The sequence below is a fragment of the Secundilactobacillus paracollinoides genome, assembly GCF_001702155.1.
Classification (GTDB): Bacteria; Bacillota; Bacilli; order Lactobacillales; family Lactobacillaceae; genus Secundilactobacillus; species Secundilactobacillus paracollinoides.
Genome location: NZ_CP014912.1, coordinates 280,809 through 299,652 on the forward strand (window position 1 = coordinate 280,809; position 18,844 = coordinate 299,652).

General features: G+C 46.3%; 9 protein-coding genes. 4 read left to right on the forward strand and 5 right to left on the reverse strand.

The features are described 5' to 3' along the window. Positions 1 to 103: 103 nt before the first annotated feature. The 3 genes from AYR61_RS01135 to AYR61_RS01145 all read right to left on the reverse strand — a co-directional run bounded on the left by AYR61_RS01135 (position 104) and on the right by AYR61_RS01145 (position 5,312). The gene (locus AYR61_RS01135; protein WP_065901093.1) at positions 104 to 2,425 is read right to left on the reverse strand and encodes a KxYKxGKxW signal peptide domain-containing protein; all 2,322 of its coding nucleotides are present in this window, start codon (positions 2,423 to 2,425) and stop codon (positions 104 to 106) included. A gap of 641 nt (positions 2,426 to 3,066) precedes the next feature. Continuing rightward, positions 3,067 to 3,900: an ethanolamine ammonia-lyase subunit EutC gene (gene eutC, locus AYR61_RS01140; protein WP_225356496.1), complete on the reverse strand. Its 834-nt coding sequence runs from the start codon at positions 3,898 to 3,900 to the stop codon at positions 3,067 to 3,069. A gap of 23 nt (positions 3,901 to 3,923) precedes the next feature. Continuing rightward, positions 3,924 to 5,312: an ethanolamine ammonia-lyase subunit EutB gene (locus AYR61_RS01145; RefSeq protein ID WP_065901095.1), complete on the reverse strand. Its 1,389-nt coding sequence runs from the start codon at positions 5,310 to 5,312 to the stop codon at positions 3,924 to 3,926. Between the two features lie 406 nt (positions 5,313 to 5,718). On the opposite strand from AYR61_RS01145, the gene AYR61_RS01150 reads away from it, so the two are divergent. Beyond that, positions 5,719 to 7,380, forward strand: coding sequence for an amino acid permease (locus tag AYR61_RS01150; protein WP_082615632.1), 1,662 nt, complete (start codon positions 5,719 to 5,721; stop codon positions 7,378 to 7,380). Between the two features lie 622 nt (positions 7,381 to 8,002). On the opposite strand, the gene AYR61_RS01155 is transcribed toward AYR61_RS01150, so the two are convergent. Further along, positions 8,003 to 13,438, reverse strand: a complete 5,436-nt coding sequence (locus AYR61_RS01155; protein WP_065901103.1) for an Ig-like domain-containing protein — start codon at positions 13,436 to 13,438, stop codon at positions 8,003 to 8,005. 830 nt (positions 13,439 to 14,268) lie between these two features. On the opposite strand from AYR61_RS01155, the gene AYR61_RS01165 reads away from it, so the two are divergent. Then, on the forward strand, positions 14,269 to 15,030 hold the full coding sequence (locus tag AYR61_RS01165) for a serine hydrolase (protein WP_056987401.1): 762 nt from the start codon (positions 14,269 to 14,271) through the stop codon (positions 15,028 to 15,030). Between the two features lie 200 nt (positions 15,031 to 15,230). Here AYR61_RS01165 and AYR61_RS01170 read toward each other — a convergent pair whose 3' ends face one another. Further along, positions 15,231 to 15,704, reverse strand: a complete 474-nt coding sequence (locus AYR61_RS01170) for a Dps family protein (RefSeq protein WP_056987400.1) — start codon at positions 15,702 to 15,704, stop codon at positions 15,231 to 15,233. Positions 15,705 to 16,301: 597 nt separating this feature from the next. Between AYR61_RS01170 and AYR61_RS01175 the strand changes: the two genes are divergently transcribed. Then, positions 16,302 to 17,654 carry a gluconate:H+ symporter gene (locus AYR61_RS01175; protein WP_065901111.1) on the forward strand — a complete coding sequence of 451 codons (1,353 nt, stop codon included), beginning with the start codon at positions 16,302 to 16,304 and terminating at the stop codon, positions 17,652 to 17,654. A 430-nt stretch (positions 17,655 to 18,084) separates the two neighbouring features. Continuing rightward, positions 18,085 to 18,702 carry an isochorismatase family protein gene (locus AYR61_RS01180; RefSeq protein WP_054712280.1) on the forward strand — a complete coding sequence of 206 codons (618 nt, stop codon included), beginning with the start codon at positions 18,085 to 18,087 and terminating at the stop codon, positions 18,700 to 18,702. Positions 18,703 to 18,844 lie beyond the last annotated feature (142 nt).

Genomic DNA, 18,844 nt, shown 5'->3' on the forward strand with positions numbered 1-18,844 from the left:
CGTTAGTTTACCGCAGATTAGTTTAAAAATGAAGTTCATTTGAACTAATTAAGAACGTAAATCGTTTTATTAGTCTTTATAGTTCGTGTCTATCTACAAATGTTCAAAAAATAAGCAAAACAAAAACCCAGACAACAGTAGTCGTAAAGGCTTCGTTCATGTTAGCAGCCAGCGCATCAGCAGCTGATTGACCTGATTGGCCAGTAATAACAGCAGATGCAATGTAACCGGCTGGTACTGTGTTAGTGCTTACAACAGCTTGTGGCTTTTCAGCTAAGGCTTTGAATGCAGCGTCAACATCCTTTTGTGAGGCATTTGGGTCAGCCAATACTGTATTAGCAGAAGCTAAGGCGTTTGCGTTTGAAGGATCAGTTGAGGCGTTAGCAATAGCAGCTTTCAAACTAGCCTTGTTGACGTTTTGGTAAACGATCGAGGTGTTTGAATCAGTGGTTGCACCGTAGATGTTGGTAGCAACTGCAATCGTTTCACTCGTGAATGAACCTGGTGTGTTGGTTGACAGATCAGGGTCAGTGTAAGTGATTGGTAATGCAGTGTCGATTTGAACACCCAGACCACCACTGATAGCAGTTTGTACCCAGCCATTCAAGCTGGTTGCTGATTGTGAGTTCAGGTTACTAATAGTCGTAATACCGTTAGCAACAGTGTTTGTAATGCCATTCAGAACAGTAGTGATTGCATCACCAACAAGTCCTAAACCTTGAATGGCATTGTCGCCATTGGCATCTTCCAAAGTCCCTGACAGTGCTTGGAGACTGTCCTTAACACCAGTGGTCCAGCCAGTGATGTAAGTGTTGATAGCGTTAGATACGATAGTTGACAGACTATCAGTCGTCAAAACTTCGTAGGTCCCGTTGCCAAGGTCAACAACTGGTTGAAGGGTGGTAATTGAAATCCCCTTTGAAGCAAGTTGAGTAGCTGAATCAGTCATTGAAGTGATTTCAGCTTGTGCTTGTTGGATACCAGTAGCGTAACGTTCCAATGCTTCCTGAATACCTTGGATCTGGGTAGTGGTACCAGTGGTACTGATGCCCAGCGTATTTAATAATGACAGAATTGGTGCAGCGATTGTGTTAGCACCAGTAATGGCACCGTTCAAGGTATCAGATGCGGTGTTGACTAAGCCAATAATACCGCTACCTGCACTTGCAAGTGAGTTGTCAACGCTGTTAGCAGCGCTGGTAACAGCGGAGAGGGCATTTTGCAATCCGTCACCAGTAATGGTTGTTGTCACAACGGCTTCACCAGTGATCTTGTCACCAACAGCGTACTTTTGTGCGATTGCTGGGTCAGTGATCTGGAAGGTTTCACCAGTTGATTCATCCTTGATGGTCAAGCCAACTGAGCTGGCTTCAGTAACATCAAAGGTACCAATGTTGGCATTAGTTGCAATGTCAGTTGGTAACGTAAAGGTGGTCCCGCTTTCGTTGCTGCCTAATACAGAAAGTGAGATACCTGTGTTTTTACCAGAAGCATACAGAACAGCTGCCCGCGTTTGTGGGTTAGTTGAATCGGTTGAAACGGCACCTTGATCGTTGATAATATCAGCGGCAGTACCGGCAACCGTCTTACCATCCTGAATGGTCGTCCCGGCTAAGTTATCGTTTGAGCTATCAGTAACGTTCAAGTCACCGTAGTCACCGTTTACCCGGTCGTTGGCATTGTTAGCGTTAGTCACGCTTGATAAGTTGCCACTGGCATCAGTTTGGCCTAAGCCAGCTGTTGCACTGTTATCAGCAGTTGTTGATGAAGTGCCGCCAATGGTCGTTTTAATAAGTGCTGAACCTGTAGTTGGATCGACAGCGGTTGCTGCGTCTGAAGTCTTATCTGCACTAGTCGTCCCATTTGAGTCAATGGTGTTTGGCACTGATTTGATTTCAGTTGTTGATGTGGTCTTAGTTGCTGAACCTTGGTCAGTTGCAACGGCTGGTGTTTCGTCGTTCGTTGCAGCGGCCTTAGCAACTGGATCAGTTGGTGTCGTTACGACAGCGGCTTGCTTCGTTGTTGAAGCTGAAGCAGCTTCACTAGTCCCAGTTGTGCTTGCAGCTAGTGCTTGTGCGACAGGGGCAGCTGATTGTGATGATGAGTTAGCTGTGGCTGCAGATGAGCTTTCTGAGCTAGCAGCTGAATTAGTTGAAGCTGAAGATGATGAAGCAGCTGCTGGTGCTGCACTCGAAGTGCTTGATGTCGTGCCAGTTGTTACAGTAGTAGCTGGTTCAGTAGCCGTTGCAGTATCGGCGTGAACAGCTGGTGCTCCCAAGAACGCAATCCCCAGTGAGAACGTTGCAATTCCGGCGACGAGCCATTTTGAACCGCCCTTGTACATCCGGTAATGTACCTTCTCGTTATCGTTAATGGTAGCTAAGTGCCGATTATTCTTCGACAAATTCTTTGAACCTTTTCCCATTGTGTTTTCCTCCCTCGAAAATCCAATTACTCCTAATTGATTTACCGTGCGATGATGAGATACAGCCTACTTCATCGCGTGCACCAAGAGACTAGGTTGTAATCCCTTACGCAGTCTTAATGTACCAAATATTATAAAAAGTTTATATAGTTTTTAAGAGCTTTTTTATGTAAAACTAGGGTGCGATTCAATAAAAAATTAGAGAATTATATAAAGAAATAATGGTTTTATGGTTTTCTTCAGTTCGTCATTATTCTAATAAATTAATAAACGACTTTAAAAATTACCATTTAATCTGTTGGGTATCTTTTGCTTAGTGTTAACGATCCACTAAAATACTGACAAATTAAGGTTTTTTCGACACAGTGTTGTATTTCTTATCAACGTCAAAATAAACTTCAGTTTGCGAATTGTTTTTAAGCCTAATTATTCGCTAACTGAGTCAAATTTATTGGTTACAATTTGTAAATACTATTTTTATAAACACTATGTACGATTATCGATGATTAATGGTCACGTGATTCTACGAAATTAAACGTCAAATATTATAAAGTGTCATCAAACTAAATTGTGTTTATTAAAAAACAAACGGCCTTAACAGTTCTGCCTATCCGCAGTATCTGTTAAGGTCGCTATTAATTTCAAGCAAGTGTATTCAATTTTAGCTGTCGACTGCCCAGTTCAAGGCCCGATGTTTTTTCGGTCAACATTTGGACAATAACTGCTGCAATGGCAGTACCCGCTTTAGTTGCTGGAATGCCATCAGGATGAATATTCGAGATCACGGTTCGCCGTGATTCCGGCATCCCCACAGTAGGTCGATACGCCATGTAGGCGCTCATCGACTTCGCCGTGACCAGGCCGGGGCGTTCGCCAATCAGCAGGCACACAACATCAGCCCTCAAAGCTTCACCCAGATAGTCTTCAGTTGCTACCCGCGCATAGCGGATAAAGGGAATCGGTCCCACTTTGATGTGGTGGTGTGCCAATTCACGTTTAATCACTGGAATTGTCTCACGCACATTGGCTTCGATTGCAGCCGAGCTTAGGCCGTCACCCACGGCAATGAGCACGCGAGGCGGTTTTGGATACGCGTGTCTGACTTTATCCAGCATGGGTGCCGTTATGGCGCGGCCATGGTCTGGTCGTTTGAGATACTCAGTTTCCGTCTGGCAAGTCGACTGAATCGAAATGAATCCCATTTTGTCAATAAACGCCGGCGCCACGTCCGACCAAACAGCATCCTTAGCTGCTGCGTGATCTGCGCGTAATCTAAGCACAGACCGTGTCGTATACCTAGTACCAACCCGCCCCAGTCCTAGTCGGGCATGGGTGGTTTGTTTTAACGCTCGGTAACCCGTAGCGTTGGTCGAATCAGCAACGTCAAGTACCGTCTGTTGCGCAATCGCTCGAATATCAATCAATGCGCCGTCTTCATCTATCGGAATTGGTGCAATTTTCGGTGGTATCAGCATAAGCATGACCTCCTCTTTCTTCATTAAATGAGTGTCCCGTCAGCAACGTGATTCAAAAATAGTGAGGCATCGCCAGCGTGAGCGGTTAGCTGGCCATCGCGGGTAATGCCCATCCGTTCAAGCCAGTCCGCAAACGGTTTTATGGGGCTCGTGCCCATCAGTGCTCTCAACGTGGCCGTTTCCTGATACCCAGTTGACTGGTAGTTCAGCATGATATCGTCCGCTTGAGGGACGCCCATCATGTAGGTGCACCCTGCAGAAGCAAGCAACACCGCCAAATTTTCGATATCATTTTGATCAGCCGCCATGTGGTTGGTGTAGCAGACGTCACACCCCATCGCCAGGCCGCTTAATTTACCCATAAAATGATCTTCCAGGCCGGCCCGAGTGACCTGTTTGGCATCATAGAGGTACTCCGGGCCGATGAACCCGACCACCGTGTTCACGATAAACGGATCGTAGTGGCGAGCAAATCCATAACAGCGCGCCTCCATCGTGACCTGATCATTACCGAAATGAGCATCCGCTGAAAGTTCTGACCCCTGTCCCGTTTCAAAATACATAACGTTAGGACCGGTCGTTTCTAGCATGTCATGCCCCATTTGGTTGGCATCGGCGAGGAGGTGCGCATTAATGCCAAACGCAGTGTTGCCCTTCTCTGAACCGGCAATCGACTGAAAGATCAGTCCAGCCGGCGCCCCCTTTTCAATGGCGGCCATCTGGGTCGTCACGTGGGCTAGCACACAGGTCTGTGTTGGCACTTGCCAGTCGTCGATAAAGGATTGCATCCGATTAAGGATCGCAGTCACATTGTCTGCCGAATCAGTCGCTGGGTTCACGCCGATCACAGCGTCACCGATGCCCATGCTCAACCCCTCCATCGTTGACGCCATGATCCCGCGTACATCATCCGTTGGGTGGTTAGGCTGTAGGCGTGACGAAAACGTTCCCGGCAGGCCAATCGTTGTATTCGCTGTTTTTTCATTAATGATCTTTTTAGCTGCCATAATCAGATCCATGTTCGTCATGAGTTTGCAGACAGCCGCAATCATTTCTGAGGTCAGTCCCCGCGAAATGGTGTGAATCATCTGGTTATCCGTATCAAGTGCAAGCAACCATTCGCGCAGTTGTTCCACCGTCCAGTTTTTGATCTGGGAAAACACCTCGGCATCAATGTCGTCAATGATGAGTCGTGTCACTTCATCGCGGTCATAGTCAACGGCCGGATGTTCGTAGAGATCATTCAGTGTGAGCTGTGATAACACGATCTTTGCCGCCACCCGTTCCTGCATGGTGGCAGCAGCAACACCGGCCAGCTGGTCGCCAGACTTTTCTTCATTGGCTTTCGCCATCACGTCCTTCACTGATTGAAACGTATACCGTTTTCTCGAGAGTGTGACTTTTAAAATCATCTGCTCACCTTCCTATTCAGTTCGACTAACGCGACCCTAGTGGCAGCGGTCGTTTTAACCGGCAGTTTGGGTTGTGCCGTTGTAGCAGTCCCCCCACTGCAAACAATACTAATCATTTTAAAGATTTTGAGGATGAACGTGTCCCCATCCGTCTTCTATGTCATAAATCATAACATGAAATTTTTTGAAAATCAACAGATTTATTCATTTTATTTTAATCTAATTTTAATCAAATTGCTGAAATTATAAAATCATTTCCTTATATAGCAAGCTTTCATGTTTATTTCATCATTTGCATTTATAATAACAGATTTTCAAAATAATATTGCAATCTAATTTTAATGTTATATAATCTAACACGTAATCAATTAAATGTCCGACCTGTTTGTGAAAGGAATGTGATTGAATGGTTTATTTAGGAATGATGATCCTGGTACTCACACTTGGCATGATGGTCTTTATCATGAAAATAGCTAGCCAGTCGGTACGCCGGTGGAAGTCGGCTCAGAATAGTGCGGCTGGTCCTGCAAAATCGTTTGGCTACAAGCAAGAACTCATGCGCGACATGGGCGGATTCTCCAACTTCTCAGTTTCCTTTTCAATTATTTCGATTCTGACTGGTGCCGTTTCCTACTACGGTTACGGGTTTACTCAAGGCGGCCCAGCCATCATGGGCATTGGCTGGCCGCTCGTGACCTTCTTCGTCCTGTTTGTCGCTGCCGCAATGGCCGAACTGACTTCAGCAATTCCAACATCTGGCGCAATTTACCACTGGGCAGCAATTCTCGGCGGTCCAACCTGGGGCTGGTTCACTGGCTGGTTAAACATTGTCGGCCAGGTCACCATCGTGGCCGGAATCGACTACGGGTGTGCGACGTTCTCATCAAATCTGATCTTTGCCAACCCCAGCAAGATGCAATTTCTGTTGACCTACGCCGTTATTCTCGCGAGTCACGCGCTGCTGAACCACGTGGGGATCAACGTGGTGTCAAAACTCAATTCCGTTTCCACTATCTATCACGTTGTTGGCGTCTTTTTAATCATCGGTGTCCTCTTTATCGCCGGTCCGACCCACCATGTCAGTTATCTGTTCACAACTTTTTCAACCGCGACGTCATCTAACATGCCATACTGGGGTGCCTTTCTGATTGGCCTCTTACAAGCACAGTGGACGTTGACCGGGTATGACGCCTCAGCCCACACTAGTGAGGAGACTTTGAATCCCCGGGTTCAGGCACCATGGGGCGTGTTCCTCTCCGTCGCTATTTCTGGGATCTTTGGGTTCGCACTCCTAGCGCTGGTCACCCTATCGATCAAGAACCCCACGGCTGTTGCAGCCGCCGGGAACAACGCGTTCATCGTCGCTATTCAGCAAGCAGTCGGCTCTCGCTTTGGTGGCGTGCTGCTCTGGCTGGTCACCATCGCCATGTGGTTCTGCGGGTGTTCCTCAATCACCTCATCATCGCGGATGGTCTACGCTTTCAGTCGCGACAACGGGTTACCGTTGTCTCACTATTGGAAACGCGTGTCAAAAAAATTTCACACCCCAGCCGTCGCCATTTGGCTGATTGCAGTCATTGCCTTTTTGGCTGGTATTTCCGATGGCATCTATGCCGTCATCGGCACTATGAGTGTGATTGGGCTTTACAGCTCATACTGTATTCCCATTGCGCTAAAACTACGCGCCCAATTTCGCGGCATCTGGACCAGCAAAGAAGATGGGCCTTGGCACCTCGGTAAATGGAGCATCCCCGTTGGCACCATCGCCTGTTTGTGGATCGGATTTCTCATTATTTTAATGGTCGTTTCGCCAACAAACGTTCAACTGACAAGTCACTTGGTGTTGCATTACGCGACTGGCAAGATCATTTTCGCCGTCCTTGTTTTGTTGGTGATCAACTACCTCACCACAGCTCGAAAAACGTTCACTGGCCCACTGTTAGGATCGTATGAATCACTCAGTCGACAGCTTACAAACAACCAAGCTGCAACCCCGTTAGCACAACAGTTAACACCCCATTTTCAACTCAAACGCGATTTATCTAATCAAGAACACCACCAGAACTAAGACCAAACAAAAACCACCCGCAATCAAATTGCAGGTGGTTTTTGCGGCTGTTATCTGAGGGAACAACAGCCAATAGTAGTTGGTAAATATGCACTCAGTAGGCAGAGTGCCTGAGGTCAACTCCAGTCATATTTTTCATCTAATTGGTACTGGAGGGATTGTGGCACCCAGCGTCTAATGACAATCACGAGAGATATTCAGTAACGCTGTTTCGACGATCTGGATGCCCTATCATAAACTTTAAAGCGATTTTAGCTACTCGATCAGGAATAGGAAAGATGTTGCAAACCTTACAGTGTTGTCGTCACATTAACCACTCAGCTGGGGGCTGAATGGCCAAGTGCCAAAAACCGCCTAGAGTTGATCTCAACTGTGATAGCGAATTGGCGTCTTCGTTACCAACACCCGTATTGTAACAAAAATTAAATACTGTTTGAGTATGCCAACAGAAGTTTATTATCGATAATTTAGTTTAGGGGGTTAAAAATGATGGAATACCGGACAACGATGTGCCGGTTATTTCCCCACATCAAAAACCACAGTCAGCCGAATGGCCATCTGTGGTTTCCTTTAGCAGCACTGCCTGAGGGAGCAGCCGCTAGTTTTTAAAATAGTCTTCCTATTAGTTACGACGTTTCTTGGTTCCAGCAAGTCCGAAGAATGAGAGAATGGCCCCAAGTAAGCCTAGGATGGCCAAATTATTCTCAGCCTCATCCGTTTGCGGTAACTGGTTGGCTGTGTTAGCAGTACCGGTTGATGCTGCATCCGCATTGCCAGTATTAGCCGCCATTGTCCCAGTAGTTCCTAATTGCGCGTTTGACGTTTGCGCACCATTAGCTGACTGACCAGTTGTGTCACCAGCTGCCGTTTCAACTAATCCATTGCCGCCATTACCTGAGACATCAGTTCCGGTAGTTGCACCTGAACCAGTATCAGTGCCAGTGGTATCACCAGCGTTTGACGTATCGATTCCGGTATTACCCGTATCGGCCGGCGTTGTATTGGTATCAGTTTGACCAGTCGTCCCGGTTGGCGTCTGACTAGTTGCGGAACCGTTGTTGCCGCCAGTTGTGTTCGTGGCTGAGCCATTACCGCCTGTGATCGTTCCGGTAGTGCCGCCGTTGCCGCCGTCACCAGGAACTTTAGCGGTCACTTGGTCGCCACCCTCAGGTTCAATTGTAATTGGATCACCCGGGTCAACATCGGTAGCTGAAACTGGAATCGTGAAGGTCCCTGAACCAGTAGTTTCACCATGGGCAATCGGGTTACCAGTCTTGTCGTAAATCGTGATTGGCGTATTTGGCGCTGATTTACCAGTCACTTGATACCCATTGTCCTCATTACCAGTAACTTGTGGATTATCAATGGTTGGGTCGCTTGGCACGTTAGCCGTTGCTGGATCGCCGCCGTCCGGTGTTGCCGTAATCTCTTCGTTTGGCGTGACGTCCTTCGCATTGATTGGAATATCAAAATGACAATTTTCGTCTGAAGTGCCAGTACCAATAACCTTACCGCTTGGATCAGTCAGAGTAACTGGTGTCTTAGGATCAGTCTTACCAGTAAAATCGTACCCATCCGTTGAATTTCCAGTAATATTAGGAGTCTGAATCACTGGTTTATCACCATCTGGTACAGTCAACTTGGTTGGATCGCCATCCTTTGGTGTCACCGTAATTGGGTCACCTGGGTCAACGTCACCTGGGTCAACTGGAATTGTAAAGGTACCAGTGCCATCCGTTTCGCCAGTTGCGATTGGGTCACCATTCTTATCCTTAACCGTAATTGGTGTGTTCGGGGCTGACTTACCAGTAATTGTGTACCCAGTCGTTGGATCACCAGTAATACCAATTTCAGTAATCACGGGAACATCCGTATCCGTAGGCACTTTCAAATCAACCGGATCGCCGCCCTCTGGCGTTACGGTAATTGGGTCGCCTGGGTCAACGTCCCCTGGATCCACTGGAATCGTAAAGGTACCAGTACCATCGGTTGTCCCGGTTGCGATTGGGTCGCCATTCTGATTCTTAACCGTAATCGGCGCGTTCGGGGCTGATTTACCTGTAATTGTGTACCCATTCGTTGGATCACCAGTAATACCAACCTCAGTAATCACAGGGACATCCGTATCCGTTGGCACTTTCAAATCAACCGGATCACCGCCCTCTGGCGTTACGGTAATTGGGTCACCTGGGTCAACGTCTTTTGGATCTACTGGAATCGTAAAGGTACCAGTACCATCGCTTGTCCCGGTTGCGATAGGGTCACCATTCTGATTCTTAACCGTAATTGGTGTGTTCGGGGCTGATTTACCTGTAATTGTGTACCCATCTGTTGAATCGCCAGTAATAGTGGCATCCGTTGGCACAGTCAGATCAACTGGATCACCACCCTCTGGCGTTACCGTAATCGCTTCGCCTGGGTCAACGTCCTTTGGATCGACCGGAATCGTAAAGGTGCCGCTGCCATCGGTTGCCCCGGTTGCAACTGGAACGCCATCTTGCCCCTTAACAGTAATTGGGGTGTTTGGTGCTGATTTGCCAGTTACTGAGTACCCGTCTGTTGAATTACCGGTAATTCCGGCATCAGTAATCTCTGGCGTGTCAGTATCGGTATCAGTTGGTGTCGTCAGGTCGTCTGGAACCTCCGCCGTAGTTGGTGTCCCATCCTCTGGCGTGGCAGTTACTTCTTCCCCTGGTGTCACGGTTCCAGTAATCGGGATATCAATGTTTCCTTTGCCATCTGAGTTGCCAGACCCGAGATCATTGCCATTCGGATCAGTCAGTGTCACTGGCGTATTGGGATCGGTGGTGCCGGTGAAATCGTACCCATCCGTCGAATTACCAGTAATCGATGGGTCATTGATTTCTGGTTTATCCGTATCTGTATCAGTGTCAGTTGGTGTCGTTGGGTCGTCAGGAACAATCGCTGTCGTTGACGTCCCATCTTCTGGCGTGGCAGTTACTTCTTCCCCTGGTGTCACGGTTCCGGTAATCGGGATATCAATGTTTCCATTGCCATCTGAGTTGCCGGTGCCAAGGTCTTTACCATCTGGATCTGTCAGCGTCACTGGTGTATTTGGATCGGTGGTGCCGGTGAAATCGTAGCCATCCGTCGAATTACCAGTAATCGATGGGTCGGTAATTTCTGGTTTATCCGTATCTGTATCAGTGTCAGTTGGTGTCGTCGGGTCGTCGGGAACTTTTGCCGTTGTTGGTGTCCCATCCTCTGGCGTGGCTGTGACTTCCTCTCCCGGTGTTACTGTGCCAGTAATCGGGATGTCAATGTTCCCATCGTCATCTGAGTTGCCAGTGCCAAGGTCTTTACCCTCTGGATCTGTCAGCGTCACTGGTGTATTTGGATCGGTGGTACCAGTGAAATCGTACCCATCGGTCGAATTACCAATAATCGATGGGTCATTGATTTCTGGTTTATCCGTATCTGTATCAGTGTCAGTTGGTGTCGTCTGGTCGTCTGGAACTTTTGCCGTTGTTGGTGTCCCATCCTCTGGCGTGGCAGTTACTTCTTCCCCTGGTTTCACTGTTCCAGTAATCGGGATATCAATGTTTCCTTCGCCATCTGAGTTGCCGGTGCCAAGGTCTTTACCATCTGGATCTGTCAGCGTCACTGGTGTATTTGGATCGGTGGTACCAGTGAAATCGTACCCATCGGTCGAATTACCAGTAATCGATGGGTCAGTAATTTCTGGCGTATCCGTATCAGTGTCAGTTGGCGTTGTTGTATCAGCTGAAATTGTAATCGTGCTAGCAACAGCGTCTAACCCTGTAACTGCATAATTGCTGCCCAATGCTGTCACTGCGGACTTAACTTTTGCTTGCCCTTCTGTATTCAATGTGTATGTTGTAACGGAATTGCCATCAGCATCAGTGGTCGCATCCGAGTAATCGAAGTCGCCAGAGGTCAACGTAACAGTTAAGCCATCAACATCCGTTGTAAATGCTTTGTCAGTGTTGGCGTCCAAAGCTTCCTGAGCCGTTTGACCAGTAGTTCCAGTAATTGGCGTAGCAGCAATGTGCCCAACCACTTCCGTCCCATTTGTAATGGTAACGTTCAGTTGTCCTTGAGGGTCAAGTGCCAGGTATGCCTTGTCCACATCTTGTTGTGAGGCATTTGGATCTGCTTGAACTTCTTGGGCAGCTGCTAAATTAGGATCACTGGAAGCAGCATTAGCAATTGCATCCTCTAACTGTGTTTTATCCACGTTTTGGTAAACAAGCGTTGTGTTGGATGCTGTTGAAACATTGTATAGCTTAGTTGACGTTTTAATTGTTTCACCAGTAAATGCGCCTGGCGTATTCTCTGACAGATCTGGGTCGGTGTATTCGATTGGTAAAGCAACTGTTTGAGAAACACCGACACCACCATCAATAGCCTGGGTAATTGCATCACCAATACCACTTGTAGCGGCAGAACTTAGCGCATCAATTGGTGTTGTAATTGCGGTTGCAAAGGTTTGAGCAGCAAGCTTAATTGCCGAACCCGCGAGGCCCAAATCATCTAAGGCATTCGTGCCATCATCGTTGTCTTTAGCACCAACAGCGGATAAAATACCGTTCGAAATTCCAGCTGTCCAGCCCTGAATGTACGAGTCCACCATGTTAGTAATGGACGTTGCAACACCATCACTGCTCATAATCTCGTAGTTGCCATTATTATCAGAAATGGCGTCTTCCAATGTCGTTTGGGTCACCCCATTTTGCATCAGATTTTGACCAGAATCGATCATGGATTCAATTTCCGCAACTTCTTCATCAATGCCTTGAGTATAGGCGTTAATTGCATCAGTGGGTGCCAGGGGGATAAGCCCGGCAGCACTAACAGCTGTTTTAAGTGCCTCTAACGCCGTAGCACCGGCCCCTTCAAACAAATCACTAATCCCATTAATAAAAGTGGTGACAGGCGTCGTAACAAGTTCCATTCCAGAACCATTGAAGTTTGTATCAACTACGGCTTGGCCTGTAATCGTATCCCCAACTTTGTACTGGGCAGCAATCTCAGGGTCAGTAATTTGAAACTCTTCATGTGTAGCTACATCTTGAATGGTCAGCCCAACAGGATTTTGGGTAATGACCGTAAAGGTGCCGACCGTTGCAGTATCAGCAATGTTTTGAGGCAAACTAATTGTTGTCCCATGTTCATTACTCCCACCGGTTGAAATTGAAATTTCTTTGTTCTGACCATTGGCGTAAATGACGGTACCACGCTGCTGAAGATTTTCTGCATCTGTACTAACTGCCCCCTGATCATTGATATCATCTAAAGCGGTAGTGGAGGTAGATTGTTTGTCAACAACGATATCTTCATCCAAGTTATCATTAGATTCCTCCGTCACCGGAATCGTGCCGTATTCACCAGCTTCTCGATCAGTATCTGCGTTGGCTTGAGTCACTGCTGGTAGATTATCATCGTCATCCACTTCGCCTAACCCAGCCGTGCCACTATTGTCAGCAGTGCCAGCAGTGGGTCCAAACGAATTCTTAAACACAGCATTTGACGTGTTCGGATCAGTAGTTGTCCCACTATCCCCGGTTTGATCACCAGCAGTATCCCCATTTTCTAGCGCAGGGTCCGCGGCAACCGTCTGTGAGGCATCAATAGCCGTAGTCGACTTGGTCACTTCTGCTTGGTCATCCGCAACAGTCGTATCGGCGGCCACTGCAGCCACTTGATTACTACCGTTAGCAACCGCGTCCGCTTTCGCTTGCTGAGTTTCTTCCTGAGTCGGATCAACGAGAACCCCATCGTTGTCACCAGTTGCTGTGGCTTCGGTCGAGGTCGTCGTTGTATCCGTAGTAGTTGCTGTAGTACCTGTTTCGCCAGTTGATTGCGTGGCTGTACTTGTGGTCGTGACGGTGGCTGGCGTCGTATCTGCATGTGCATTAGGGGCGCCGATGAAGACGAGTCCTAACGACACTGTCGCGATACTTGCAAAGAGCCACGTCTTTCCGCTCTTGTACATCCGGTAATGCAACATCTCATTCTCGTTCATAGTTGCTAACTGACGATTGTGCTTCGATAAATTCTTTGAGCCTTTTCCCATTATTGGTTCCTCCCTCAAAATAAAGACGTACGTTCCTCCTAGTGGTGAAGTAATACCCCTACTACATCACCCGTTGATCAACAATCTCGCAATCGCTTTCAACTCTCTTACAGTAACAAATTAAAAATAATGTTTGAATAAGGTTTTAGAATTTATTTATTGACTATTTAGATAAAGATTAGGAAAATTGTGGAACAAAATCGAATTAAACCGACAGAAACGGTATTTATGTATTTTATAGCCAACTGTATAAAACAATCAATTTTTACTTTATTTTGTATATTAATGTTTGATATTGAACATCCGTTTTTCAAAGGATCTCCTCACAATTGGTTGCTATTGCGCAATAGTTAGTGATTACAGTAAAAGAAATGCCATTTTAGTAATAATTAGCCTTGCATAATATACATTTCGAAAAATATTAAAAATAGACGTTTCGCACTTTAATATCCGCAACATTGCTGTGAAACAATTCATTCCATTTATGATTTTCGTCATACATTAGGATGTTCTATCGATAAGTTATGTCTTCTCAGTTCAAAAAATGTCAGTAATTTTGCTACCCAAACAACCTTAAATACGTCTATAATGAATCCATAATCTACTCTATAAAGCAAGAGGGTCTCGCCGATGCACAAGCCCAAGCATAGCCGGTCGTCTCAATTACCCCGGCCTAAGCCTAGCTTCTACGTTGCAATTGCACTTATTTTTGGCGTTCTATTCTTTGTTCATCACGTTATTGTTGCGCATCAGAGCGATGCTCAGCACGCTAATGGCCAACCTGACACGTCACAGCTGATTCAAACGCGAAAAAAACCGTTCAAAAAAAATTGACGGCTTACCTTAAAAAGGTCACGGCAGATGGTACAGCGACGGTAAGCTTCTATGATTTGGGCGCTAAATCTGGAAGCAGTGCTGCAAAATCCAAAGTAATGCGTCAGTTTTATAAGCGCGGCGAATTCGCAACCTCCGCACGTGGGCATACCGCTGAAGTGGCTGCCAGCACGTATAAAATTTTCATTGCGGCTTACACGTTCCATATGATTCACGAAAATGCCTTTACGTTCGATGCCACATCCCAAGCCAGCTTTGAGCAAATGATCGTGAACAGCATGAATGACTTTGCTGACGATCACCTTGAAGCTTGGGGTATGACCAATGTTGATGCCTACCTGCAAAAACAGGGCTGGTACAACCCCGTTTTCGTGGCCAATCAAGATGCTGAAACAACTGCGCTTAGTCTCACCAGTGCCCTGCGTGATCTTCACGACGGCACCGGTCCGTTCCAAAATAAAGCAGAGCGCAAGTGGTTGCTGTCGCTCATGGGCAAACAGGTTTACCGCACTGGAATTCCGGCTGGTGTTAAGGAAGCAAAAGCCGGCACGACAGTTACGGATAAGGTTGGGTTCATTGATGATACCAATAATGATGCTGGTATCGTGACGTTACCTAATGGTGAACAGTACATTCTCGTTGTGATGACACATGGTCATGGTCAGAGCGGTTTTTCTGGGTTTCCTCGGATTGCTAAGATTGCCGAGCATGTGCAGAAGATCGTTTATGGGTCGAAGTTGACTCGTGATTTGAATTGATTGGATGGAAATTAAAACACGTTGTTGCCAATGTTGGCAACAACGTGTTTTTTTGTGGTGTTCTACTGTCCTCGAGACTAAACGTGTTCCAGCAGGCAGAGGGCTCCTGCCTAAGCAACTTCCGGCACAAAATCCAAAACCGGGATTTTATGCCGAAAGTTACTTAGGCTCCGCCCTCTAACCGCCTGCTTCCACACTCTCTAGTCTTCCAAAGGCCCCTTCCCCAGATAAGCGGAAATCATCCAAATATCCTTATCAACTGCGGTCTTAAACGCAATCAGGATATCCTGGGTCACGAAGTCTTTTTCTTCATCCGTATCGGTTAATTCAATGCCCTTTTCGTATTCAGCACTCAGATACTTGTACTGGTTATCCAGACGTTGGAGCAATTCTGGTTGTGTGAATTGGTTCCACTTGATCGGGTCATCTGGCAACTTAGTCGTTGCGATAAATTCGTGAGTAGTTGAAATGGGATCACCGCCAATAGCAATCAGTCGTTCAGCAATTTCGTCTAACTGTTCAGCTAATTCATCCGCGTAATCATCCATCAGTGGGTGCAATTTAAAGAACTGTGGGCCCCGCATGTACCAGTGGGTCTGTTGCAAATTAGTTTGTAACTGCGTTAAATCAGCGATGTATTGGTTCAATTGTGCCTTTGTCTTTGTGTTTGCCATAAAAAATACCCTCCAATTAATCACATACTAGTGTTGAATAACAACACATTAATTGTATCAAACTCCTGTGGTTAGGGTATGTAAAACGCTTACGAAATCGTGTCAGCTTTAGTGAAACTTAATCACTTTACCTTGAATTATTGAACAGATGTCGGTTTATTGATAAATACAACGGAAATCTGCACACCGAGAACGAGTCAAATAACCACCCGCCTCAACTAGGGTGTTGATAAAGTTATCGTTACATCATCTATTCACTATATTATGGGAGAAACTCGCAGTTATTTTCAAGATTTCTTTCACTGTTTAAAAGGGAATTGATATGTTTTTCAAGAAAACTAACCCAACATTTATTAAGACAATCTATTATTAATTCGCTTTCAAAAAGTCATGTAAGCGCTATAGTGAGAATTATTCTTAAAGGAAACGTTTTCATGAAAATTTTTCTCAATTATTTAACTTTATTTGAAAACTTTTTACAATTTTGCTTGAATAGCTTACCATATTTAATTACAATTCTTGTGCTGTTCTATTTTTTAAAGTGTCACAAAGAGAGAGCTTGGAAAAAAAAGAAAGAAAGAGAAATGAGGAGACGTTTTGCAATTTGTTGTCTTAATTCTGGGGATTGCCTTGCTGCTATTCCTAATTATCCGCGTTAAATTGAACACCTTCATTTCATTGATTTTAACCGCTGTCCTCGTTGCGTTGGGCTTAGGCATGAGCCCCGCAAAAGTTGCGGACACGATTACTACCGGGATCGGTAGTTCAATGGGTGAGCTGTCCATTGTCTTTGGGTTTGGTGCAATTATCGGCCGTTTGGTATCAGAATCTGGTGGTTCCTACCGAATTGCACAAACATTGATTCGAGTCTTTGGTAAGAAACGATTACAACTCGCTGTTGTGGTTGCTTCCTTCATTCTCGGGATGTCGATGTTCTTCGAAGTTGGTCTGGTCCTCTTGACCCCACTTGTTTTCGCCATCGCCCTTGAAGCTGAAGTACCATTTCTATATCTCGGGCTACCAATGGTTGCCGCACTGTCGACGACCCAGGCCTTCTTGCCACCACAACCAGCACCTACTGCCGTTGCCGGTGCCTTGAACGCCAACGTTGGTCAAGTGCTTGTTTATGGGATCATCGTGGCCATTCCAACGGTTATCGTTGCTGGTCCACTGTTCCAAAAACTTGCCGCCCGTTACGCACCTGAAACGTTTGTCATTAAAAAATCTTTGCCAGCCTTTGGTGAAGTTAAACAATTCAATTTGGAAGATACACCAGGGTTTGGAATTTCACTCTTAACCTCATTGTTCCCAGCCATTTTTATGGCCGCAACTTCCATCTTTGAAATTGCGACAAAAACAACTTCAATAACTGGTGGTCATGGTCTCAAAGCGTATATGGCCATGATCGGTAGTCCTGAAGTCGCGATGTTGATCTCCCTCCTCTTTGCCATTTGGTCAATGGGTCTGCATCAACATCGGAGCATGGCAGACATCAACAAAATCGTCGGTGATTCACTGAAATCAATCGTGATGTTACTGATGATCATCTGTGGTGGTGCTGCCTTCAAACAAGTACTGATCAACGGTGGTGTTGGTACCGCCATTCAACACTTGGTCTCAAACGTCAACATCTCACCACTGATCCTCGGTTGGATCATCGCCGTTATCCTGCGTATTGCGCTGGGTTCAGCAGCCGGCGCAAGTATGACCGCTGCCGGGTTGGTGACACCATTGATGTTAGCCACTCACGCTGACCCAGCCATGATGGTACTCGCCATCGGTGCCGGTTCAGTTGCCGCATCACACGTGAACGATGCTGGCTTCTGGATGTTCCAAGAATACTTCGACTTAACTGTGAAGCAAACGTTGAAGATTTGGACCGTCCTGGAAACGGTATTGTCTGTTGTCGGTTTGTGTTGTGTGCTGATTTTGAATGCGATTGTGCATTAGAGCGTGGAACAAAGCGTTTAAAGACTGGAGCATAAGGGCACTATGATATAAAATCCTGATTTTGGATTTTGTATCATAGTGCCCTTATGTGCAAGTCTTTGCTTTGTGGAGCGCGTTTCCGCTATGTTGCCAAGAAAGAACCATCCAACTGAGCACGTCCCCACAATATCAACTAGAAATAAAAACCAATAACTCAAAAGCGACTAGTCAACCAACTAGTCGCTTTTTGTTGTGTAAATATTCTTTTGAACACCTGTTTATGAACATTTATGCAATCCCAGTTAATCCTCCCGATCGCTATAAAACAGCCATAAATCGCTACATTTAGCTATAATATCAGACACAAATCCACCGTATTTAAATTGACTTACTTCCCAATTTAAACGTAAGCGCTTATACTGTGGCCAGAAACCTGAAAGGACTGATCATAATGACAAGCTTTGACCGACGAGATCCACAAACTGATAACTTACTGACACCAGAAACAAGTGCATTTTTACTAATAGACTACCAACCGACACAGATCAATTCGATCAATTCAATGCCCCATTTTGAATTAGTCCAGCGCATCTCTGCGGTCACCAAGCTCATGAAGGACTTTGAGGTACCAATCATCCTATCAACCGTCAACGTCGCAACTGGCCGTAATAAGGACACAATTCCACAACTCAAGCGCATTACTGGCGACATTCCTTCCTACGACCGAACCACCATCAATGCTTGGGAAGATAAGGAGTTTCTCGGTGCTGTTAAGAGCGTCAACCGTCCTAACCTCATCATCGCTGCATTATGGACCGAAGCCTGTCTCACCTTCCCAACAATTGACGCGTTAAAGGAGGGCTACAAAGTCTTCCCCGTCGTGGATGCCGTGGGTGGGACGAGTGAGGTTGCTCACGAGGCTGCTCTCCGGCGTGTTGAACAGGCTGGCGCCACCCCCGTTTCCTACGCCCAACTCGCCTGCGAATTCCAGCGGGATTGGAGCCGTGACGAGACAGTGAATACATTCTTTAATGACTTAGACCAAGCCGGCATCTTCTTGGAACTCTAACAAAATAAAATCCTGCACCGATTGGCGCCGTCACAAGGCGCTAACCTACATACCTTCGACACACCATAACCTTTGCCTGACAATGCAACATCGTCGAAGGTCTGTGCCTCTTGTTTCACATTGTCACATAGTGTCTTTGTAC